A 23,326-nucleotide genomic window follows, 5' to 3' on the forward strand; every position below is an offset into this window, starting at 1 on the left:
GATATTCAATCCATGCGCAACGATACTGCCAGCACACCACAGACTATTTTCCGTAAAGATTACGTGGCCCCAGGCTTTTGGGTGGACACGGTAGAGATGGGTTTTGACCTTGATCTGCAAGCAACCCATGTGGCAACGCGCATGACCATGCGCCGCAACCATGACAGCAAAGAGAAAGACCTGGTACTGTTCGGTGAATCCCTGAAATTGCTGCAACTGCGCATGAACGGCGTGAACCTGAAGAAAAGCGCTTACAAGATAGAAGGCGAAACCCTGCGCATTGCCAATGCCCCGGACGAAGTCACGCTGGAAATTGAAACCCTGATCAATCCGCAAAAAAACACCTCGCTGTCCGGGCTGTATGCGTCGAATGGCAATTTCATTACACAGTGCGAAGCAGAAGGCTTCCGCAAGATCACCTGGTTCCCGGATCGTCCCGATGTCATGGCGAAATACACGGTCATGCTGCGTGCCGACAAGAAAAAATTCCCTGTCCTCTTGAGCAACGGTAACCTGATTGCAGAAGGTGATCTGGGCGATGGCCGTCATTTCGCCAAATGGGAAGACCCGTTCAAGAAACCTTCCTACCTGTTTGCCCTGGTTGCGGGCAAGCTGGTATGTCAGGAAGAAAATTACAAGCTCAAATCCGGTCGCAAAGCCTTGCTGCAAGTCTGGGTGGAAGAAGGCAATCTGGACAAGACCCAGCATGCCATGGATTCCCTGAAAAACAGCATACGCTGGGATGAACAGCGTTTTGGCCTGGAGCTGGATCTCGATCGTTTCATGATCGTTGCCACCGGCGACTTCAATATGGGCGCGATGGAAAACAAGGGCTTGAATATCTTCAATACCAAGTTTGTACTGGCCAATCCATCCATCGCCACTGACGTCGATTACGCAGGCATAGAATCCGTGGTTGGCCATGAATATTTCCACAACTGGACCGGCAATCGTGTCACCTGCCGCGACTGGTTCCAGCTGTCGCTGAAAGAAGGACTGACGGTTTTCCGTGATCAGGAATTTTCTGCCGATCTGGTTGGCACCGCCACCGGCCGCGCCGTCAAACGTATCGAAGATGTGCGCCTGCTGCGCCAGGTGCAATTCTCGGAAGATGCAGGCCCTATGGCTCATCCGGTACGCCCTGATTCTTTTGTTGAAATCAATAATTTCTACACTGTCACGATTTACGAAAAAGGTTCCGAAGTCGTGCGCATGTATTACACCTTGCTGGGCCACGACGGCTTCCGCAAGGGTATGGATCTGTATTTTGAACGGCATGATGGACAGGCTGTTGAATGTGATGACTTCCGTGCTGCCATGGCTGATTCCAGCGGTCGTGACCTGACCCAGTTTGAACGCTGGTATAGCCAGGCGGGTACCCCGCGCGTCAAGGTGGAAACAAGCTATGACGCAGAAGCGCAGACCTATGAAATCAAACTCAGCCAGTCTTGCCCGGCCACACCAGGACAAGTAAAAAAATTGCCTTTCCATATCCCGGTGGCGATGGGTTTGCTGGGTGCTGATGGCAAGGACATGGCCTTGCATTGCGACGGTTACGAAGCCCACGCAGGCGCAAGCAGTCTGGTGCTGGAACTGACAGAAGATAGCCAGATATTCCGCTTCAGCAAAATCAGCAGCAAGCCTGTGCCTTCACTGCTGCGCAATTTCTCTGCACCTGTGGTGCTGGAGATTGATTACAGCGATGAAGAACTGGGCCTCTTGCTGGCCAATGACAGCGACCCGTTCAACCGTTGGGAAGCTGGCCAGCGCCTGGCGACACGCCGTCTGGTCAAACTGACGACAGCAGTACAACAGGGTGAAGAACTGACGCTGGACAGCATGTTCATAGAAGCCCTGCGTGCCACGCTGAAGGATGCCAGCCTCGACCCGGCATTCCGCGAACTGGTGCTGACCCTGCCTTCCGAAGCCATGATTGCTGAAGAATTCAAGGTGGTTGATCCACAAGCCATTCATACTGCCCGCCAGTTTACCCGTGCCACCCTGACCGGGCATCTGCGCGCCGACTTGCTGAGTGCCTATGAAGGCCATCTGACACCAGGAAAATATAGCCCGGATGCACAATCCATGGCCAGACGCGGTTTGAAAAACCTGTCCCTGTCGTATTTGCTTGAATGGTCGGATGATTCCACTTTTGATCTGGCGAAAACCCAGTTCGATGAAGCTGAAAACATGACAGATCGTCTGGCCGCATTGACAGCCCTGACCAATTTTAGCGGCACGGACAAACATGCCAAAGCAGCCGCCAAAGCCCTGAACCAGTTCTTTAAAGACTTCAAAAAAGAAGCCTTGGTCATCGACAAATGGTTCATGTTGCAGGCCACTGCGCGCACCACTGATGTGGCAAAAGTACGTGAACTGATGACACACCCAGCCTTTACCTTGAACAACCCCAACCGTGCACGCAGCCTGACGTTTGCCTTCTGCAATGCCAATCCGGCACGTTTCCATGCGGCTGACGGCAGTGGTTATGCCTTGTGGGCAGAGTTGGTGATTGCGCTCAACAAGCTTAATCCGCAAGTGGCAGCCCGTCTGGCGCGCAGCATGGATCGCTGGAAGAAATATCCAAAGAATTTGCAAACCCATATGAAGGCCGCTCTGCAAAAAGTAGCTGACACCAAAAAACTGTCGAAAGACGTTCTGGAAGTAGTCAGCAAAGCCCTGGCTTCCTGAAAACCTGTTTTGATCTTACTGCGCGAGCGTGATCGGGGCTCATGCGCTGCTCGAAATGCTCATGTACTATAGTACATTCCGCTTTTTGCGCGGCTCTATTTGTTGCCACTGAGCCCGCTGACGCACGCTCGCTGCAGATCGTAAACAGGTTTTGAACGACTTATTGAACAAACTATTGACAAGAATTACTGAAAAAATCGAGAGAACAACATGAAACGTGTAAGCCTGACCCAGTACCTGGTCGAAGAGCAGCGCCTGAATAATTCGATACCGGCAGAATTGCGCCTGCTGATCGAAGTGGTGGCGCGCGCCTGCAAGACCATCAGCCATGCAGTAGGCAAGGGTGCTTTAGGTGAAGTGCTGGGTACCGCCGGTAGCGAAAACATTCAGGGCGAAGTGCAAAAGAAGCTCGACATCCTGTCGAATGAAATTTTGCTGGAAGCGAATGAATGGGGGGGGCATCTGGCCGCCATGGCATCGGAAGAAATGGAAAGCATCCATCCGATACCTAACCGCTATCCCCAGGGCGAATACATGCTGCTGTTTGATCCACTTGATGGCTCCAGCAATATTGACGTCAATGTCTCTATCGGTACCATCTTCTCGGTATTGAAGGCACCGGAAGGCATGGGCAAGCCAACTGAGCAAGACTTCCTGCAACCCGGCAGCAAGCAGGTTGCCGCCGGTTATGCCGTGTACGGCCCCCAGACAGTCCTGGTACTGACCACGGGTAATGGCGTGAACTGCTTCACCCTCGACCGTGAAATGGGTTCCTGGGTACTGACCCAACGCAATATGCAAATCCCGGAAGATACCAAGGAATTTGCCATCAATGCCTCCAACACCCGTCACTGGTATCCACCCGTCACGCGTTATGTCGATGAAATGCTGGCGGGCGGCACCGGTCCACGCGGCAAAGAATTCAACATGCGCTGGATCGCCTCCATGGTGGCCGACGTACACCGCATCCTGAACCGTGGCGGCATCTTCATGTACCCGGCAGACAAACGTGAACCGGACAAGGCAGGCAAACTGCGTTTGATGTACGAAGCCAACCCCATGTCCTTTATCGTCGAACAGGCTGGCGGCGCATCGACCGACGGCAAGCAACGCATGCTGGATATCCAGCCAGAAAAACTGCATCAGCGTGTTGCGGTGTTCCTGGGTTCCAAAAATGAAGTGGAAAGAGTGACGCAATACCATCAGGAATGATGGAGTCATAATCCTTGAAAACGCGAAGTGTAAGCTTCGCGTTTTTTTATGGGTGTTCGTGTTTTGTCGGTGTTAAATCATGATCATGATTCGGTATTGGGGGCATGCCATTTTTTTCATATTGGTTACTTCACATCGAAACTTAATGGCAAATTGTTGAAAATATTGACGCTTGAATTATTCTTCAACTTGTCGGTCAACTGTCGGGTTTCTGTCGTGTTGTCTTTTTGAACGTTTATCTATACTTCGCAACATTGATCGAAACGATGGAATTACGAAATGAATACTGAAAAAAACACTCAACAAACTCGCTTACTGACACCTAACGAGCTTGCGGTTTTTATTAAAATTTTCCGTGAGATGAGACACTGGTCTCAAGAGCAATTGGCTGAAATCTCAGGACTCAATGTACGAACAATTCAGCGGGTAGAGCAGGGCTTGTCTGCAAGTCTCGATACTCGACGAGCTCTCGCGAGTGCATTTGAATTAGAGGATATTGATGCTTTTAACAAGCCATTCGCTATTCCATCCGAAGAAGAAATAAAAATACAGAAAGAAAAATTTGATCGAGAAAACGTCACGTTAACGGCGATTCCGCTAACAACAGGAAGGCAATTGGCCAAGCTTGTGGAAACATGCGCGATGGACCTGTCGGAACCAGCCTTCGAACTATCCCGCGAAATGGAGGAAGCCTTTGCGGAACTGGTGGATTATTTCCGTTGCTATCGTGATTGTGCCGATGAGTACAGTCAAACCCAGAAGCTTGATATGTACGATGAGATGCAATCCTATATTGACACGCTCAAGGTACTTGGAGTTTCACTGAGATATGCAGAACGCAAGATGCAGGTGAAATGGGGTTTGGATACAGATAGTATGCCAATGTCTGTTAACGTACTTTATGTTGTCGGTTTCCCCCTCGGCAAGGAGCCTGAGCAATTTGCTACTTCTAGATCTGCTGGAGTTCGCATGTAGGGTGATAATTGTCACCAGAATTGTCAATTTAATAACGTTGTACCTATTTTTGCGGGAATTTTTAGGTTTTGATTTTATTGATACTTAATTCGACCTAATTATCAATAAATTCCATATTTGACATATGACTAGACGAAGCGCATGCTGATATAACATTTTCATTTATCGCCAGCCTGGAGTCAGACATGCCCGCATACCGTTCCCGTACCACCACCCACGGCCGCAATATGGCCGGTGCCCGCGCCCTGTGGCGTGCGACTGGCATGAAGGATGGTGATTTCGATAAGCCTATCGTTGCTGTCGTCAATTCCTTCACCCAGTTTGTGCCTGGGCACGTGCATCTGAAAGACCTGGGCCAGATGGTGGCGCGTGAGATTGAAGCGGCTGGCGGCGTTGCCAAAGAATTCAATACGATAGCGGTGGATGACGGTATCGCCATGGGTCATGGCGGCATGCTGTATTCGTTGCCTTCACGCGAATTGATTGCTGATTCGGTTGAATACATGGTGAATGCCCATTGTGCTGACGCCATGGTGTGTATTTCCAACTGCGACAAGATCACGCCCGGTATGCTGATGGCTGCCATGCGTTTGAATATCCCCGTCGTATTTGTCTCTGGCGGCCCGATGGAAGCGGGCAAGGTGCTGGAGACCTTGCATCCCAAGCAGACTGGTGAACAAAGGATAGTGAAGATTGATCTGGTCGATGCCATGATCAAGGCTGGTGACAGCAAGGTATCGGATGAAGAAATCGGACGTATCGAACGCTCTGCCTGTCCTACCTGTGGTTCCTGTTCCGGCATGTTCACGGCAAATTCCATGAACTGCCTGACCGAAGCGCTGGGTCTGTCCTTGCCAGGTAACGGCACGATTTTGGCGACACATGCTGACCGTAAGGAACTGTTCCTGCGTGCAGGTCGTCTGGTGGTCGAACTGGCCAAGCGCCACTACGAGCAGGATGATTATTCCATCCTGCCACGTTCGATTGCCAACAAGGCGACCTTCGAAAACGCCATGGCACTGGATGTGTCCATGGGTGGCTCTACCAATACTGTTTTGCATTTGCTGGCTGCAGCGCATGAAGCTGGCGTCGATTTCAAGATGGCGGATATCGACCGTATCTCGCGCAAAGTACCCTGTCTGTGCAAGGTCGCACCGATGACCGATAAATACCATATCGAAGATGTACATCGCGCTGGCGGTATTATCTCTATCCTGGGTGAGCTGGCACGCGCCGGTTTGCTGGATACCACACGCCCGACTGTGCATAGTCCGACCATGGCAGACGCGATTGCGCAAAACGATATTGCCGTGACTGACAATGCCGCGATACGCAAACTGTTCAGCGCTGCGCCGGGTGGCGTGCCTACCCAGACTGCATTCTCGCAAGACAAACGTTTTGACAGCCTCGATACTGACCGCGAAGCTGGCTGCATACGCGACAGGGCACATGCCTATTCGCAGGATGGCGGCCTGGCAGTTCTGTATGGCAATCTGGCAGAAAAAGGCTGTATCGTCAAAACCGCAGGTGTCGATGAAAGCATCCTGAAATTTACCGGCAAAGCACGTGTGTTTGAAAGCCAGGATTCTGCTGTCGAAGCCATTCTTGGTGATACCGTGCATGAAGGTGACGTCGTCATCATCCGTTATGAAGGCCCCAAAGGCGGGCCCGGTATGCAGGAAATGCTGTATCCGACTTCGTACATCAAATCCAAGGGCCTGGGCAAAGCCTGCGCGCTGTTCACTGATGGTCGTTTCTCGGGCGGTTCTTCCGGCTTGGTCATCGGCCATGCGTCACCCGAAGCAGCAGAAGGCGGGACGATTGGTCTGGTAGAAGAGGGCGATATCATAGAAATCGATATTCCCGCCCGTACCATCAACCTGAAAGTCAGCGACAGCGATCTGGCTCAGCGCAGGACAGCAATGGAAGCACGTGGTCCGCAAGCCTGGCAACCGGTAGACCGTGAACGCTATGTCTCGCAAGCCTTGCAGGCGTATGCTGCTTTGGCAACATCGGCTGATCGTGGCGCAGTCAGGGATATTACCCAGTTGCAGCGTAAATAAAAGCCTCGTTCGGGCAAATTTGTTCGCTGGCTGACATCGCAGGGCATTGGTATAAACCGATGCCCTTTTTTAATTGTAGAAATCCTCTAAGCTGGTAGAACTCATTTCATAAATAGGGATGAGTGCGAGCAAGGCGATTCGGGATGCAGTGCAAGGCGTAAGGTGTTTACACTGTGCAGCTAAGGCTGGTGCCTTAGCAAGCGCAATGTCACAACCTCGCGCTGCAATGCGCCCGCGAAGTGTCAATGCGGCCAGCTCCCGGAGGGTTTGCCTCATAACGCGTGCTGGACTGCAAGGTGTGAACAATTCGACTCGTTGCAATAGACCCGCTATTGACTGCCTCGTCCCCTTGCAGGGCGCATGTGCGCTGGTAAGCGCACATCGTACGCAGGCGTGCAGCATGCTGCACGAAACCCCTGCTTTACCCTTGCCAGCCCACGTTATGAGGCAAACGCATCTCACCCCTATTTATGAAATGAGTTCTCGCTACTTGCTTTCTGGCACGCTGACCATACATAGTGAGCAGAGTTGGTAAATAATACGATCGTTCACCGCAAAAAGTAGGAAATGCGCGCCTCGTTTATACTCTGGTCTGAGCCGTCAGGTTTTTTGATGCCGGTCATAACAGAATACCAAGCAATATTCATAAAAAGAATCCGCGAGAATTGTATGTTAAGCAATGACCAGCCTGTCGATCTGAAGGAACAGGCACTGGAATACGTTACCTCCTGTAATCTGCCCATGAGCTGGGCGACATTTCGTATGCATGCCTTTGTTGAAACAGCAACAGGCAAGGAACATATTGCCCTGACCCTGGGTGACGTGGCCGACGGCCAGCCTGTGCTGGCACGTATCCATTCTGAATGTCTGACTGGTGATGCCTTGTTCAGCCAGCGTTGTGACTGCGGCCCGCAACTGGAACTTGCCCTGCAAAAGATCGCCAATGAAGGCCGCGGTGTCTTGTTATATCTGCGCCAGGAAGGACGTGGCATTGGCCTGGTGAATAAAGTGCGCGCCTATCGCTTGCAGGATGAAGGCGCGGATACCGTAGAAGCCAATCAAAGACTGGGTTTCGCGGCTGATTTGCGTGACTATAGTCTGTGTGACCCCATGCTTAAGCATTTGGGTATCAACTCAGTCAAACTGATGACCAATAACCCACGCAAGATCGCTGCGATGGAAGGCATGAAGATCACGGTGAAAGAACACGTGCCGCTGATCATCAAGCGCAACCCTTTTAACGAGCGTTACCTGGCCACCAAGGCCACTAAGCTCGGGCATCTGATACAGCCAGAACTGTAAGACGCTCTGCCGCCAGTCAGTTCACCTGCAAGATTCATACTTCCACCATGTCTTGCAGTTTTTCAAATTCGGTGGTGGCTTCAGTCAAGACTTCATCCAGCGAAGCCTGATCCAGTCCCAGGCTTTCCCATGACTGCCCGGTGATTTCTGGCGGTGCCAGATCGGGCGTGGTTGTTACTCTCAAGGCGTGGGCTATACCATCTGCCACATGGATGATGGTTGCCAGAAAACCCAGTCCGGGTTTTTCTGGTTGATGATGGCCTGAAATGGCCTTGATCATCATTTCTGAAAAATTCCACTGTATTGCCAGCGCTTCGCCTATCGCGGCATGATCGATGTCGATCAAACTTTTTTCAGTTTCGTATTGTGTTTCTGGATGCTCTTGTCTATGGGCCAGCACAGTTTCGTAGGCCTCGGTATATGAGGTCGCCAGTACCAGCGCGCCTATGTCGTGCAGCAGACCGGCGGTGAAGGCCACGTCAGTATTAAAGTTCAGGCGCCTTGCCAGGATCTTGGCGACAATGGCAACTGCATTTGAGTGACGCCAAAATTCCTTATGGCTGAAACCACGACAATTATTTTCTGGAAAACAGCCCGACAGGGCGGCGGTCATCACTATCTGTTTTACCGTGCTCAGTCCCAGTAGTGAAATTGCCTGCTGCACCGTGGTGACCTTGATCATGGTCGAGTAATAAGCCGAATTGGCATAACGCAGAGTCTTGGCTGTCAGTGCGATATCCAGGCTGACCTTTTGTGCCAGCTCATGTACATCCAGTTCATCGTTATCCATGCTGTTCAGCAATTCCATCACGATCGCTGGTAAGGTTGGCAAATCTTTAACGCTGTCGATAATCTGTGCAAGTGAGATGGAGTTCATACGGGTTTTCCTGCAAAGCTGATCCCCATAGATTGCCAGAAATTTGGCAATTGAACATGCATTTTTCTTATGTGTACCAATTTACTACGCAAGATGCCATGAAATTGAGTAATTCAAAGAATGTGCAGCAACTCGCATTTTTGTGTCAGGATACAAGATAAGTTGCCAAAAAGAATAGGTGTAAAACCATGCTGATTGTTAGCCAGCCTTGGTCTGGTGAGCTGCTTCGTTGGTGCACGTGTAGAAATAGGTTCTTTCCCGCATGAAAATTTATGAAATCAATTCAGCCTTTTATTATTGATCATCGTGTGCTTGCTACTGATGCCCTTGGTGTTCAGGCAGGCAGCGTCAACTATTCGTTATTGAAATCTTTCTGGTTTATAGGGATGCTGTCTGCCGCCGTGATAGGCGGCATCACGCATTTCAATTGGGCTGCATTAACACTGTTCATCTCGTCTACGATCGTGGTTTTGCTGTTTGGACATTCGTTGGGCAGCCACAGAAAGCTGATACACAATAGCTTCGAATGTCCGTTATGGCTGGAGTACCTTATGGTTTATCTAGGTGTGCAAGTGGGGCTGGCTGGGCCGATAGGGCTGTTGCGACAACACGAATTGCGTGATTACGCGCAACGTCTGCCAGACTGCCATGATTATCTGCGGCATGGTCGTCGTATCTGGGTGGATGGATGGTGGCAATTACATTGTGATCTGCATTTACATCATCCACCAGAAATTCGCATAGAGAGCAAAATAGCAGACGACGGTTTTTATCGTTTTTTGGAAAAAACCTGGATGTTGCAACAATTACCGATTGCCATGCTTTTTTATTGCTGGGGTGGCTGGGCATTTGTATTTTGGGGGGTGTGCGCACGCGTTACTACGGGTGTTTTTGGTCACTGGTTCATTGGTTACCTTGCACACAATCATGGACAACTGCGTTATGAAGTCAGCGGTGCTGCGGTACAGGGGCGTAACATACGACTCGCTTCACTGTTGACCATGGGAGAGTGCTGGCACAACAACCATCACGCCTATCCGGGGTCTGCAAGACTGGGTTTGCTGGCTGGTGAATGGGATCCGGGTTGGTGGGCTCTTTTGCTGTTAAAGAAAATGAGACTGGTTTCCAATTTGAAGCTGCCGGATGATTTGCCGGTTCGACCTGAATTGCATGTATATACGGTAGCTGGACAGTATGTGCCCCAGAAAAAATACTCAAATGCGGCAATTTAAAGAGATAAAAGACATCTATGAATGAAGATGAGAGTAAGGAAGTACAGCCATTAGTTCCATTGGTGGCAGATAACGCAAATAAAAACTTCATTGAAGGGTTTGTTCCGGAAGTAGTAAATGGTTTGGTTCTGCCAGCACCACGCAAGAAAGCGCTGCCTTTTTCAAAATGGTTGCCCTTCATTGCCGGTGCAGTCATCGGTGTTGTGCTGAGGCTGGTTTTTTCAGGCACCACCGGGTCGGCTTATACCGCTATGGCAAGTGCGTTTATCTGGCTGGTACCAATGGCGGTTGGGGTAAGTACCGTGTTTGTTGCAGAGTGCCAAACGCGGCAAAGCTGGTGGTTCTATGTTACAGGACCTATTGTTGCGAACACCCTGTTTGTATCAGGGCGTGTTGACATATCTTTTAGGCGAAGCATTTCCCCCATAGCGCGGGCTGGCAAGGCGTGCGGCGCAGTCAGGGCTGGTGCCCCTGACAAGACGCGCAACGCAGTCCAGCCCGCGCTATGGGGGAAACCCGGAGGGAATGGGTCCGAAACCTCGCCTGGCGTTGTTGTGCGTCGCTCACTTGGATTACCAAGCAGCGCTCCGCACGCCTAGCCAGACAAGGTTTCAAACCCATTTGCTTGCCTAAAAGATATGTCAACACGCCCTAGGTACGATGGCGATTTTAATAGAAGGCATGATTTGCGCCATCATTATCATCCCGCTGTTTGCCGTGGTTGGTGCACTTGGAGGGCTGTTGATGGGGGTAATTTGTCGTACCACCAATTGGCCCAGGCAGGCAGTATCTGGTTTTGTGGTGTTGCCACTGTTGTTTGGTGCAATCCCGGCATCTGATCCTGATCTGCAACGTATAGCTATGCTTGAGCGTACGATACAGATACAGGCTTCGCCAGAACAGATCTGGCATCAATTACATCATGCAGAAAACATACAGCAAGATGAAGTAGGGCAGGCCTGGATGTATCGAATAGGAGTTCCTTCGCCACTTGCTGGCATCACCCGCGAAACCCCGACTGGACTGGTGCGTACAATCAGAATGAACAAGGCTATTTACTTTGATCAGGTTTCCAGCGATTGGGTGAAAAATCAATATGTGGTCTGGCGTTACCACTTTTACCCGGATTCTTTCCCGCCCAATGCGCTCGATGACCATGTGATGATAGGTGGGCGATACTTCGATATTCTGGATACGACTTATTCCCTCAAGCCATTGACCGCACAAACTACAGAACTGAAGATACAAATGCGTTATCGAGTCAGTACAGATTTCAATTGGTATGCTGATGCTGTTGCCAAATTACTGATCACGGATTTTGAAGAAGTGATTTTAAATTTCTATCAAAAAAGAGCAATAGCAAGAGTCGAAAAGATTTGATTGATTTGATGGCAGGCATTGCTAAGTCCATCAGTAGTGACACGCGTCAAAAATGGACGATTTCAAACAAGTCAATGCGAATGATGTACTGGCCAACACGACCGGTGTATCGGTGGAAAAAGTGGAAACGGACCGCACCTATTACATGGTGCGTGGTTTTGATATCGTCTACCGGCAATCCATCTGCGCCACGTGCTCAAATCCAGATGAGCAAATCGTGGCGCAGGAATATTTATGCTTTTGGAGCTGCAGTTGATGCGGTCACGCTTGCTTCAGCATGCTGTACCTGGGTTTGTTTTTGCGGCAATGCCCACACGCTATTGGGGTCACCCTGTTGTCCACGTCGCAAAGTCGCTTTGGCCATGCGCCAGTAAAGGTAAGCGGCGATCAGGGCCACCGTATCCACAGAAAAAATGACCCATTGCCCATGCCACAGATTTTGCAGCAGGTGTTCACCACTGGCCGCGTAATTGATGACAGGGATGGCGGCTGTCAGGGCTGCACATAGCAGCAGTAATTCATGACCGGCACGCGCCGGTGCTCGCAAAAATGCCCAGATCATGCATATGAAAAACACCGCATAATAACTGCGTTCTTCCCATAGTGCCGGGTCGCCGGCCTGTGGCGATAGCTGCATGAATTTATTGGTGACGAATACGGCGGAGATACCCGCAATGCAGCCCAGGCACACGCCCAGGGTCAGTTGTGCCATCCATTTGGTATTGCGTGGCTGTGCGATCTGGTGTCGCTTGCGGCGTGCTTCCACCCATAACAGATTGCCGCTGTAGAACAGGAAGGCACCCGCCAGACCGAGGATGAAGTACAGCCACTGCAAGGCGACATGGCCATAATTGCCGAAGTGCAGGGTTTGCAAGGCGCGCAGGAAGCCGGTGCCGATACTGAAATTTTCTGGCTGCTGCACACGCAATATCTTTCCTGTGCTGCCATCAACGGCAACACCGGCCATGGTATTGAGTGTGCGTTGCTGGTTTTCGCCGTAGGCTTCTATCCTGGCATTGCTGTCGCCTGCATGGTGATAGTACATATGGGCGATGTTGATCTGTGGCGCTGCTGCCTGTACGCGTGCAACCGCATCATCGAAAGAAATCAGGGCTGCGCTTTTACCGCTGGCCTTTACCGGTGCAACCAGCGATAAATCTTCGTTGATGATGTCCAGCAATTTGCCGTCAAACACCAGGAATTGAAATGGTGCCAGCATCAGGGTGCCGATGGCGAGTACGGCACCACTCCAGGCAAAAATGATGTGGAAGGGAAGTGACAGCATACCGATGGCATTGTGTGCATCTTGCCAGAACAGTTTGAGGTTCCTGCCTTGTCGCAAAGCGAACAGGCTTTTCAACATGACCGGCGCGTAGATGACTACGCCGCTGACCAGTGCCAGACCATATAACACGCAAACTATGCCCAGCACATACAGGCCCCATGATGCTGGCAAACCAGCGGTGTAATGCAGGCGATAGATGAAGTGTGACAGTTCGGATATCTGGTTCTTTTCCTGTAATTTGCCATCGGCAGACAGGCTGAAATGGTGTTCGAGTGAAGTGCCGTCTTTGCGCTTTTCATCCCATTCCAGTACCAGTCTGGGTTCATGCGGGGTCGGCAGGTTCAGGTGAAATCTTTCGCTGGCGGTGGGGTGTGCTGCCAGCACGGCATCAATCAGGGCTTGACCTTGTTGTAGCGATTCTATTGGTGCATGGCGGGTTTCGGTTTGTTCCCATGCATGTAGCTGTTCGGTAAATACTGTGATGGATCCGGCGTAAAAAGCGATAAACAAACCCAGCCCGGCGATGAGTCCAACCCATGTATGTACCTGAAGAAAGCTGCGTAAGGTAGAAGTTTTCATGCGGGTTTCACCATGGTGGTCAAAAACATTGCCAGGCCCATGGCCTTGAGTAGATGGATGGCAGTAAAGCCCAGCAGCGTTGCGGCACCCATCCACAGCCAGGCACGCAAGCCGGTTTTAAACAGGAATGCACTGCACATGCTGGCTATCCATACCAGGAAAACCAGCAATAGCAGAGGCAGGGTACGGGTTTTGACATCGCCCGGCCCAAACAGGGCAAGCAGACCGACGATGGCAACAGACAATGGCAGGCCGAGCAGTGCCGCGGCCAGGGATTTAGCCCACATTTTTTGTTCTCCTGTAAGCATCAAAATAGGGTAGGACAACCAGGCCCAGCATCAGGGCAGTCAAAGCCGAAAAAAACCCGGCCCACCAGCCGAGCGCAAACCAGGCGGCGGCAATACCCAGCCCGCAGCATAAAGCGGACAGAATAAGCAGTCTGCGCCGCTGATCCGGGCTGGCCTTGATCGCCAGCCACAAATGCTGATGTGGTGAAGTCAGGTAAAGGCATAGGGCAGCCAGCCATGAAAGAAGTAGAGCCAGGATAATCATGAGTTCTGAAACCGTAGATGAAAATCATATTGATGAATATCATGGCAAGGCATGCGTGTGACTTTGCCTGCCTTGCCATAGCGAAGTTGGATGCAATGAGTTCTAGATCTTCGCTTCCACTCCCAGGCCCAGCATGCGGCCTTTGCCCAGCACTGCCGCCTGACGATTGCCTACGGTATCTGTGCGATAGGTGGTGTAAGTGCTATTCAGTAAATTGCTGCCATAGGCAAAAAAGCGTATGCCTTCCGTCATGGCATACGAGAGCTTGCTGTTGAAAATGGTGTGACCATCATTACGTCTGTTCGCCGTGTTTGCCGCATCGGAATAAGTGCCTGCTTCATGCACGACATCGCCATTGATGATCCATGCGCCGGGTTTCCAGGTAAATCCAAGGGACTGCATGGCATCTGGTGACCGTTCAAACTGGTTGCCGGTGAAATTTCCTTGTGGTGACGTAAAGTCCAGATAGCGACTGCGCGAAATACCCAGGGCGCCAAAAACTTCCAGGTCGGGGTGAACCTGGCCGCGCAGCTCCAACTCCATCCCCTGCAACCGTGATTTACCTGCATTCACGATATAGGTATCGAGCGAGTTGCGGGCGATATTGACTTGCTGGTCACGCCAGTCCACACGATAAATATTCAAGGCCAGGAACAATTGTTCGGCAGGCTTGCCCTTGACTGAAAATTCATAGTTGCTGGTGGTTTCCGGCGCATAGGCTTTTGCACCACGCTGATAACTGTAATTGACGCCGCCGGTACGGTAGCCGCGCTGTGCGGTAATGCCAGCCATCCAGTCTTTGCTGAAGTTGTAGCGCACACCCAGCTTGGGCAGCCAGGCAGAAAAATCCGTGGCCAAATCCTGTATGCCATCATTGGCAACCACGCCGGCACCAATCATTTGCGTCACCACCTGCTTCGCCGTGGCAGTATTGCCGCTGGTGTTACTGATGAGGATGCGGCTTTGCTTTTCTTTGTCGTAACGCACACCAGCTGTGAGTGTCAGCTTGTCGATGCTGTAATCCAGTTCACCAAATACGGCGCGATTGTCAATCTGGTTGCGTTCGCCATTGTTGCGCAGGATGAGATCGTTAGGGTAAGCTGCTTCGCAGACAGTGGGGTTGGGGCAAAGGCCAAAAATGTTCAGCACATACGATACCGGCACGTGGAAGTCATCACTGGCATTGCTTTTTTGCGTGGCGTAATAGGCACCGACCACACCCTTTAACTGATTTCCAAAGACGGGCAAGTCAAAATTGGCACGTGCTTCCTGGCTGAATTGCTTGTCGATATGCAAGCCTATGGCAGTTCCCTGATTGAGCTCAGTCTTGTCGTAATCTGTGAGGCGGTTATAGCGATTCCTGGCAAGCGTGGTCAATAAGGTGACTTCGGTTTTGCCGAATGCCATGCTTTGTTCCAGCGCCAGGTTTTTGGTATGGTTGCTGGAAAAATGTGGCATGTTCGACAGCGCGATGCGGTCATTGACATTGCGTGTCGTCATTTCCACATAGCTGTCGCCAAGCTGCTGTTGCGATTCAACCAGGGTCAGTTTGGCCTGGTAATTGTCACCGAACGGTGTCAGGCGCAATTTGCCACGGTAGGTGTGGTTGTCATCCGGGTTCCAGCGCGAATCATTGCGTGTCTGGTTAAAACTTTCACCATCGCTGCGCTGTTGTTCAATGCTGATGCGGAATGCTGCCAGGTCCTGTACCAGTGCACCGCCACCGGCAACGGCGACTCTTTGTGTATTGAAGTTGCCCATGCTGACGCGGCTACTGAAATCCCAGCGATCCAGCGGGTCACGTGTGCGCATTACTACTGCGCCAGCCAGGGCATTGCGCCCCTGATTGGTAGATTGTGGCCCACGCAAAACTTCCACCCTGTCAGCATCCCAGACCGACATGCCGCTGAAATCCTGGCCATATCCTTCCTGGGCGACACCGTCGATGGTGATCGTGGCAGTCTTGCCGTCGCCACCAGTCGGGCCATACAGCGGGACGCCGCGAATCGACAGACCCTGCGCTGTTCCCACGTTCGCCATGCGGCTGACTACGTTTTCCAGTGAGGCATTGGCAGCTTCTGCCATTTGTCGCCCATTGCGGATGCCGACACTGTTGCTGCTGTCGATTTCACTACGTTTGAGTTTGTCGCCGCTGACGACAACGGTATCGACTTGCGCCGGTTTGTCGCGGTCACTGTCCTGTGCCGGACCGGATTCGTCATTGGTGGTGGTGCCGGCTGGTGTTGCCGGTGCTGCTGCATAGGCATAGTTAACATACGCATGGTTAACGGTCAGAGCGCTGATGAGCGAAGTCATCAAGAGATTTTTACGCATTACTTTCCCTCAGTTGATTGATTTTTGTTTTTGTTTTTTCAAGCGATCTACCCACGTCGTAATGCTGGCGAACGTGTTGAGTAGGAGGGCTGGCTGCTTATGGGAATCGTGAAATTGTAACAATACGAAATATTGTAAATGGTAATGAGAATGATTTGCAATAAAAATGTTACTTAAGTACAATGTCGGCAAGATTTTTCAATTCCGGTCTGCCAGCAGAAACCACTTTTTTGCCTGTGCAGTCATTTTTCAGGACTCTTCATGAATCAGCGTACTTCAATTACTTCCCGTCGCATTTCCCATCTTTTGCAGGACAATTTGCCGCGTTTGAGGCCGATGGCATGGGCCTTGTCCATGGCAATGGCCGCATTGGCCGCAGTGACATCACCGGCGCTGGCATTTGCCGATGAGGCCACTCCGGCCAAAACGGACAAGGCGGAATTACCCGAGGTAGTGGTCAGCGGAACTGCCGGGAACGAGCCCAGTACTGAAAAAACCGGAGCCTACACCACGCGTAGAAGTGGTTCGGCTACCCGCCTCGATATGACATTGCGCGAAACACCGCAATCTGTATCAGTAGTGACACGCGCCAAAATGGATGACTTCAAACAAGTCAATGCGAATGATGTGCTGGCCAACACCACCGGTGTATCGGTGGAAAAAGTGGAAACGGACCGCACCTATTACATGGCGCGTGGTTTTGATATCGTCAATTTCCAGTATGACGGCGTGGGCCTGCCATTCACCACCGGCAATGTGGCCGGTGATATTGATACGGCGATTTACGACAGGGTGGATATCGTGCGTGGGGCGAATGGTTTGATGTCGTCTACCGGCAATCCCTCTGCGACGGTCAACTTTATCCGCAAGCGTCCTGCGTACCAATTCCAGGCATCGACCGGATTGACGCTGGGTTCGTGGAATACGCGCAGGCTGGATGCCGATGTGTCAGGCGCCCTGAATGCGGCTGGTACGATTGCTGGCCGTATTGTCGTGGCCAAGCAGGTGGGTGATTCTTATCTGGACCGTTACTCACCTGAAAAAACGGTGGTATATGGCGTGATCGAAGCCAATCTGGGTGATGCCACCGTGCTGACCCTGGGGCATTCGCATCAAAAGAGTGATGGCAAGGGTGGCATGTGGGGTGCCTTGCCCCTGTATTACACCGATGGCAGCCCGACCAATTACAGAACCTCTACCAGCACTGCGGCAGACTGGGCACGCTGGGTGACGCAGGATGATCGCAGCTTTGTCGAACTGAGCCATCAACTGAATAATGACTGGCAAATCAAGACTACCCTGAGCCACAACCGTTCAACAGCAGATTCCAAACTGTTTTACGTCTATGGCACGCCTGACCGCAAGACCGGCCTGGGTTTGTACAGCTACCCTTCCATGTATAACGACGTCAATAGCCAGACCCTGTTTGATCTGTCTGCCACGGGCAAGTTCACGCTGGCAGGACGTCAGCATGACCTGAGTTTCGGTGTCAACTGGTCGAAGTCAAAAATGGATGATATTTCCCACTATGGCGTGGGCATAGGTACTGCCTTGCCGGATATCACGAACTGGACAGGTAATTATCCGCAACCGGCATTTAATGCTTACACCGATGGCAGCGCCTATGAAGACAAGCGCAATACGGTATTTATAGCATCCCGTTTTAACCTGGCAGATCAGTTCAAACTGATTGCCGGTGCCAATCGCACCAAGGCCGAAAGCACCGGCTATGCTTACGGTGTCAGTAGTCAAAAGAACGCCAGCAAGACCACACCTTATCTGGGTCTGGTGTATGACCTGACACCTTATGTTTCTGTATATGCCAGCCATACTGAAATATTCAATCCACAAAGCGAAGTGGATGTCAGTGGCAAAACCCTGGATCCGGTCAAGGGTAAGGGCGATGAACTGGGCGTTAAAGTTGAACTGTTTGAGCGCAAGCTCAACCTGTCGGCCGCTGTTTTCAAGATACAGCAAAACAATGCAGCAGAGCAGGCTGGTTATATCGGTACCAAAACCTATTACAAAGGCATCGATGCGCAATCGCAAGGCTTTGAACTGGATGCCAGTGGTGAATTGGCAAAAGGCTGGAACCTCAGTGCCGGATATACCCAGCTAAGTCTGAAGGGCAGCAATGACAAGGATGTGAAAACCTATGTGCCCAGAAAACTGTTCCGTCTGTCGACTACCTATCAACTGCCTTTCATGCCGCAGGCGAAAGTGGGTGGTAGTCTGAACTGGCAGGGCGATACTTTCCGTGATGAAGGTTCAGGCATCATCATTCGTCAGGACAGTTATGCAACGATGAATCTGATGGCGCGTTATGATGTGAACCAAAATTTCAGCATATCGGCCAATCTGAACAATGTCAGCAATAAAAAATACCTTACCAGCCTGTACTGGAGCCAGAGTTATTATGCGGCACCAAGAAATGGCAGCGTCACGATCAACTGGAAATACTGACCGGGCCGGTGACTCATGTTGATGCGCCCTGTCTTCGTTTTGCTGCACCGCTGGTTTGGACTGGCGGTGGCGGTTTTCCTGTTCATTTCAGGTTTGACCGGTGCTTTCATCTCCTGGGATCATGAGCTCGATGCCATGCTCAATCCGCAACTGTTCCAGGCGCGCAGCCAGGCGCAGGGAGAAGCAAGCAAGCTGTTGTCAGGGCTGGAACTGGCAAACAGGGTAGAGGCGCATGACCCCAGAATCTGGGTGACTTATGTGTTGAATGAAGCAGAGCCAGGACATACCAGCCAGATGTCGGTGGAAGGACGCATTGACCCTGCCACCGGCAAGCCCTATGTTCTGGGGTTTAATCAGATCGCAGTTGATCCCGTTACTGGTGATGTGCAGGGCAAGCGGCAATGGGGTGAAATATCCCTCAGCCGGGAAAACCTTTTGCCCTTTTTGTACAAGCTGCATTACACCATGCATATTCCCGATGTATCGGGTGTGGAACTGGGTATCTGGTTCATGGGCATTATTGGCCTGGTATGGGTGCTGGATTGTTTTATCGCACTGTGGATTTCTTTCCCCAACTGGCGTAGCTGGCGCAAGTCGTTTGCTTTTCGCTGGTCGCAGGGCGGCCATAAACTCAATTTCGACCTGCATCGTTCCGGCGGAGTCTGGCTGTGGCTGTTCATGCTGTTGCTGGCGATTACATCGGTATCGATGAACCTGAACACGCAGGTAGTGCGCCCTGTGGTTTCATTATTCTCGCCTTTAAGCGCTGATGTATTTGCCAGTCGCGTGCCAAAGGCACCGGATCAGCCTGTCATACCAGGCATTAGCCGTGAACGCATTGTTGAACTGGCGAAACAGGAAGCGCAACAGCGTGGCTGGACCTTGCCGGCTGGCGGCATATTCTATTCACCGGCTTTTGGCGTTTATGACGTAGGATTTTTTGAAGCTGGCAATGATCATGGCGATGGTGGTCTCGGCAATGCCTGGCTATATTTTGATGGCAAGGACGGGCACGCCCTGGGTGGCAAGATTCCCGGTACCGGCAGCGCCGGGGATATTTTCCTGCAGGCGCAGTTCCCGCTACATTCAGGACGCATCCTGGGCTTGACGGGGCGCATACTTATTTCAATGCTGGGTCTGGTGGTAGCCATGTTGAGTATCACCGGCCTCATCATCTGGATCAGGAAACGGCGCGCAAGGGTGATCGCCAAAGCTCCGGCAATATCAACTAATCCAGTTATTTCTTAACGGTCTGCCTGGTTTTAGCCTGTTTTTCAGCCTATCTTGGGTACCAGGCGTTTTTCACTAATGCTGGCCTTGGCGCGTTCCAGCATGTCGATGGCAGCCGGGCCGCGCAGCAAGGTGACGGCGACTGCCAGCGCATCGATATAGGTCAGATGCGCGAGTCGTGACGTCATGGGAGTGTAAATATCAGGATCTTCTTCCACGTCCACACCGATGTGTACATCAGCCAGTTCTGCCAAGGGGCCGCCACTGGCACACAATACCAATATTTTGGCACCAGCTTCCTTGGCCAGTTGCACGCTATTGATCAGGTCGCGTGTACGGCCTGTGCGCGAAAAGGCGACCACGACGCAATCGCTGTTCAATAAAGTTGCTGACTGTGCCTGCAAGTGGGCATCGCAAAATACCGTCGTGGGTATGCCAAAACGGAAAAACTTCAACTGCGCATCAATCGCCAGTGCGCCGGAATAGCCGAGGCCATAGCATTCTATGCGCCTCGCCCGCGCCAGCAGGCTGACAGCGGCTTCGAAGGTGGCGGTGTTGGCATTATTGCGGGCTTCCATCAGGGCCGCGATGGTGCGATCAAATACCTTGGGCAAGACATCGCGTACATGATCGGCCTGGTTGACATCCAGATGCAGGTAAGGGATGCCGGTTGCCAGGCTTTTGGCAAATGCCAGCTTGAAGGTCTTGAAGCCATCAAAGCCCAGGCTCTGGGCAAAACGGGCGACCGTGGGTTCACTGACATCACAGGCCTGGGCCAGTACACGTATCGACATTTCCAGCGCATCATGCGGTTTTTGCAGCAGAAATTCTGCTACCTGACGCTCAGCACGGCTCAGGGCCGTGCTGGCAGTGCGTATGCGTGCCAGCAAGCCTTTTTCAGGCGGACTGTTGGGTTTGTTGTCAGAAAACGGGTTTGCCATATTGTTTGGTCTTACGGACACCAGAAAACATCTATGGTACAGCCAGCTTCACGCAATAAGGACGCAACCGGCAGATTATTTTCTATTGCATGATCAAGCACCTGACGTTTTTCTGCGCCGGTAATCACCAGCCAGATGCGTTTGGTGTTCAGCAGACGCGGCAACGACAGCGACATGCGGCTTTGCCGGGTTTGCGGATGCACTGCTGCCAGGCAGGCCAGGTCATCATGCTGGGTAGGCGCGCCGGGGAATAGCGAAGCGATATGCCCGTCTGCACCCATACCCAATAACACCGCACTGAAAGCCTGGGGTAATTGTTCATTCAGCCTGGCATTGATGGCTTCGGTGGCGACTTCAGGTGTATTTGCTGCATTTTTAAGTGACACCAGTTGCCAGCGTTTGTCTGTGGCCGACGCTGACAGGCAACGACGGAACAGGCCTTCATTGCTTTGCGTGTCCTGGTCCGGTACCCAGCGTTCGTCGGTGGCGACCAGCTTGATCGGTTGATGTTTATCGATGTCGGCCAGCAACTGGTCCAGACGCTGATACACAGGAGCTGGCGTGGAACCGCCAGCCAGCGCAAAGCTGGAGCTGCTGCCTGTCGGGGTGGTCTGTATCACGTCCAGCCATTGCTGGCTCAGGGCTTCGCTGAGGGTGGCGAAATTTTCGAAGGTATGGTATTTCATGCTCATTTTCCGGCTTAACTTTCCACGAATTCTTCGCCCCATGCCGCACCGTGCTGGGCCAGCAGGTAGCTGGCAGCAGACGGTCCCCAGCTACCGGCGATGTATGACTTCAAGCCTTCGCTATCGTTTTGCCAGGCGCTCATGATAGGGTCTATCCAGGCCCAGGCGGCACTCAGTTCATCATCACGCACGAACAAGGTCAGGTCGCCATGCATGGCGTCCAGCAGCAGGCGTTCATATGATTCCACGCGGCGTGAATTGGATACTTCGGCAAAGTCCAGGTTCAGGGCCACGTCAGACAGACGTATGCCTTCGCCAGGTTCTTTGGCCTTCATGTACAGTTGTACGCTTTCTTCAGGCTGTAGCGAAATCACCAGGCGGTTCGAGCGCAAAGGTCCCTGTGACTTACCAAAAATGGAGTAAGGAATCGGCTTGAAATTAATCGTGATTTCAGCGCTGCGGCTGGCCATGCGTTTGCCTGTGCGCAAATAGAAGGGCACGCCGGCCCAGCGCCAGTTATCAATCTCGGCACGTATGGCGACAAAGGTCTCTGTGCGTGATGCTGGCGGTACGCCGGGTTCATTCTGATAAGCAATGACGGGTTTGCCATCGACGGCGCCGGCACGGTATTGACCGCGCACGGTTTTCTTGCTGACTTCATCCGGCGTGAACTTGTGCAGGGCGCGCAAGACTTTCACTTTTTCATCACGGATGGCATCCGGGTTGGCATTCACCGGTGGTTCCATGGCGACGATGGACACCAGTTGCAGCAAATGGTTTTGTACCATGTCGCGCAGGGCACCGGTATGGTCGTAGAAATCACCGCGTGATTCCACTCCCACCTGTTCAGAGATGGAGATTTGCACATCCTGTACCCATTTGCGGTTCCACAATGGTTCGAGGAAAGAATTGGCAAAACGCAGGGCCAGCAGGTTTTGCACCATCTCTTTGCCCAGATAGTGGTCGATACGGTAAATCTGGTTTTCGTTCAGGTAACTGCGCAGGGACTGGTTGATTTCTTTGGCCGACTGCGCATCACGACCCAGCGGTTTTTCAACCACCACGCGGGCATTGCCTTCGACCAGACCATGTTTGGACAATTGTTCAACCACGGGGATAAAAATGTCAGGGCCAGTTGCCAGGTAAAACAGGGTGGCGTTGTCGTCACTGGTATGCAGGCTGTCTTTCAACGCGGCAAAGTCTTCAGGGATGCGGGCATCGATTTTTGAATAATGCGTCGTCGCCAGAAAGGCAGCACGCTTTTCTTCTGTCGCACCATCAACATTGGCAGCATAGGATGCTATCGCCGCAGCGACACGCACACGGAACTCTTCGTCAGTCAGCTTTTCGCGGGCTGCACCGATGAACTTGAAGTTCTGGTCCAGCCGGCCATTCACAAATGCGCTATACAAAGCAGGGATGATCTTGCGCTTGGCCAGATCGCCGGTGCCGCCAAATAAGACAAATGTGGTCATGCTGACTCCGTATTGTGTTTTGATTAAAGCAGATTTAGTTCTGCTTAAA

Annotated in this window: 19 protein-coding genes; 11 read left to right on the forward strand and 8 right to left on the reverse strand. The window is 51.9% G+C overall.

Features of this window, described 5'->3' with window-relative positions; all coding sequences use genetic code 11:
* Positions 1-12: 12 nt before the first annotated feature.
* The 5 genes from pepN (at position 13) to ribA (ending at position 8,243) form a co-directional block, all read left to right on the forward strand.
* Entirely contained in the window at positions 13-2,691 is a 2,679-nt protein-coding gene (gene pepN / locus H8L32_RS17945) for an aminopeptidase N (RefSeq protein ID WP_186948631.1), read from the forward strand.
* A gap of 210 nt (positions 2,692-2,901) precedes the next feature.
* Positions 2,902-3,903: a class 1 fructose-bisphosphatase gene (locus tag H8L32_RS17950; protein ID WP_186948632.1), complete on the forward strand. Its 1,002-nt coding sequence runs from the start codon at positions 2,902-2,904 to the stop codon at positions 3,901-3,903.
* 279 nt (positions 3,904-4,182) lie between these two features.
* Positions 4,183-4,878: a helix-turn-helix domain-containing protein gene (locus tag H8L32_RS17955; protein ID WP_186948633.1), complete on the forward strand. Its 696-nt coding sequence runs from the start codon at positions 4,183-4,185 to the stop codon at positions 4,876-4,878.
* 185 nt (positions 4,879-5,063) lie between these two features.
* On the forward strand, positions 5,064-6,941 hold the full coding sequence (gene ilvD / locus H8L32_RS17960; RefSeq protein WP_186948634.1) for a dihydroxy-acid dehydratase: 1,878 nt from the start codon (positions 5,064-5,066) through the stop codon (positions 6,939-6,941).
* A 669-nt stretch (positions 6,942-7,610) separates the two neighbouring features.
* Positions 7,611-8,243 (forward strand): GTP cyclohydrolase II, encoded by a 633-nt coding sequence (gene ribA / locus H8L32_RS17965; protein ID WP_230412292.1) that lies wholly within the window; start codon positions 7,611-7,613, stop codon positions 8,241-8,243.
* Positions 8,244-8,277: 34 nt separating this feature from the next.
* On the opposite strand, the gene H8L32_RS17970 is transcribed toward ribA, so the two are convergent.
* Positions 8,278-9,120 (reverse strand): HDOD domain-containing protein, encoded by an 843-nt coding sequence (locus H8L32_RS17970; protein WP_186948636.1) that lies wholly within the window; start codon positions 9,118-9,120, stop codon positions 8,278-8,280.
* 272 nt (positions 9,121-9,392) lie between these two features.
* On the opposite strand from H8L32_RS17970, the gene H8L32_RS17975 reads away from it, so the two are divergent.
* The 4 genes from H8L32_RS17975 (at position 9,393) to H8L32_RS17990 (ending at position 11,988) form a co-directional block, all read left to right on the forward strand.
* A complete protein-coding gene (locus tag H8L32_RS17975) occupies positions 9,393-10,352 on the forward strand; it encodes an acyl-CoA desaturase (RefSeq protein ID WP_186948637.1) in 960 nt (319 codons plus the stop codon).
* 17 nt (positions 10,353-10,369) lie between these two features.
* Entirely contained in the window at positions 10,370-10,951 is a 582-nt protein-coding gene (locus H8L32_RS17980) for a hypothetical protein (RefSeq protein WP_186948638.1), read from the forward strand.
* A 61-nt stretch (positions 10,952-11,012) separates the two neighbouring features.
* Positions 11,013-11,732 carry an SRPBCC family protein gene (locus H8L32_RS17985; protein ID WP_186948639.1) on the forward strand — a complete coding sequence of 240 codons (720 nt, stop codon included), beginning with the start codon at positions 11,013-11,015 and terminating at the stop codon, positions 11,730-11,732.
* Positions 11,733-11,784: 52 nt separating this feature from the next.
* A complete protein-coding gene (locus H8L32_RS17990; protein ID WP_186948640.1) occupies positions 11,785-11,988 on the forward strand; it encodes a hypothetical protein in 204 nt (67 codons plus the stop codon).
* On the opposite strand, the gene H8L32_RS17995 is transcribed toward H8L32_RS17990, so the two are convergent.
* The 4 genes from H8L32_RS17995 to H8L32_RS18010 form a co-directional block, all read right to left on the reverse strand.
* Positions 11,965-13,596, reverse strand: a complete 1,632-nt coding sequence (locus H8L32_RS17995; RefSeq protein WP_186948641.1) for a PepSY-associated TM helix domain-containing protein — start codon at positions 13,594-13,596, stop codon at positions 11,965-11,967. The two genes, H8L32_RS17990 and H8L32_RS17995, sit on opposite strands and share 24 nt — an antisense overlap.
* Positions 13,593-13,883 carry a hypothetical protein gene (locus H8L32_RS18000; RefSeq protein ID WP_186948642.1) on the reverse strand — a complete coding sequence of 97 codons (291 nt, stop codon included), beginning with the start codon at positions 13,881-13,883 and terminating at the stop codon, positions 13,593-13,595. The genes H8L32_RS17995 and H8L32_RS18000 overlap by 4 nt, the downstream gene beginning before the upstream one ends.
* Entirely contained in the window at positions 13,873-14,148 is a 276-nt protein-coding gene (locus H8L32_RS18005; RefSeq protein WP_186948643.1) for a hypothetical protein, read from the reverse strand. Before H8L32_RS18005 ends, H8L32_RS18000 begins: the two co-directional genes overlap by 11 nt.
* Before the next feature lie 102 nt (positions 14,149-14,250).
* Positions 14,251-16,482, reverse strand: a complete 2,232-nt coding sequence (locus H8L32_RS18010) for a TonB-dependent receptor (RefSeq protein WP_186948644.1) — start codon at positions 16,480-16,482, stop codon at positions 14,251-14,253.
* Positions 16,483-16,743: 261 nt separating this feature from the next.
* On the opposite strand from H8L32_RS18010, the gene H8L32_RS18015 reads away from it, so the two are divergent.
* Entirely contained in the window at positions 16,744-18,945 is a 2,202-nt protein-coding gene (locus H8L32_RS18015) for a TonB-dependent siderophore receptor (RefSeq protein WP_230412293.1), read from the forward strand.
* Between the two features lie 21 nt (positions 18,946-18,966).
* A complete protein-coding gene (locus H8L32_RS18020; RefSeq protein ID WP_186948729.1) occupies positions 18,967-20,193 on the forward strand; it encodes a PepSY-associated TM helix domain-containing protein in 1,227 nt (408 codons plus the stop codon).
* A 26-nt stretch (positions 20,194-20,219) separates the two neighbouring features.
* Here the strand turns inward: H8L32_RS18020 and H8L32_RS18025 are convergent, their stop codons facing one another.
* The 3 genes from H8L32_RS18025 to zwf are packed head-to-tail and all read right to left on the reverse strand — an operon-like array spanning position 20,220 to position 23,277.
* Entirely contained in the window at positions 20,220-21,116 is an 897-nt protein-coding gene (locus H8L32_RS18025; protein ID WP_186948645.1) for an SIS domain-containing protein, read from the reverse strand.
* A gap of 11 nt (positions 21,117-21,127) precedes the next feature.
* A complete protein-coding gene (pgl, locus tag H8L32_RS18030; protein WP_186948646.1) occupies positions 21,128-21,802 on the reverse strand; it encodes a 6-phosphogluconolactonase in 675 nt (224 codons plus the stop codon).
* A gap of 14 nt (positions 21,803-21,816) precedes the next feature.
* Positions 21,817-23,277, reverse strand: coding sequence for a glucose-6-phosphate dehydrogenase (gene zwf / locus H8L32_RS18035; protein WP_186948647.1), 1,461 nt, complete (start codon positions 23,275-23,277; stop codon positions 21,817-21,819).
* Between the last annotated feature and the right edge of the window lie 49 nt (positions 23,278-23,326).

The organism is Undibacterium hunanense, assembly GCF_014284335.1.
GTDB classification, from domain to species: Bacteria; Pseudomonadota; Gammaproteobacteria; order Burkholderiales; family Burkholderiaceae_D; genus Undibacterium; species Undibacterium hunanense.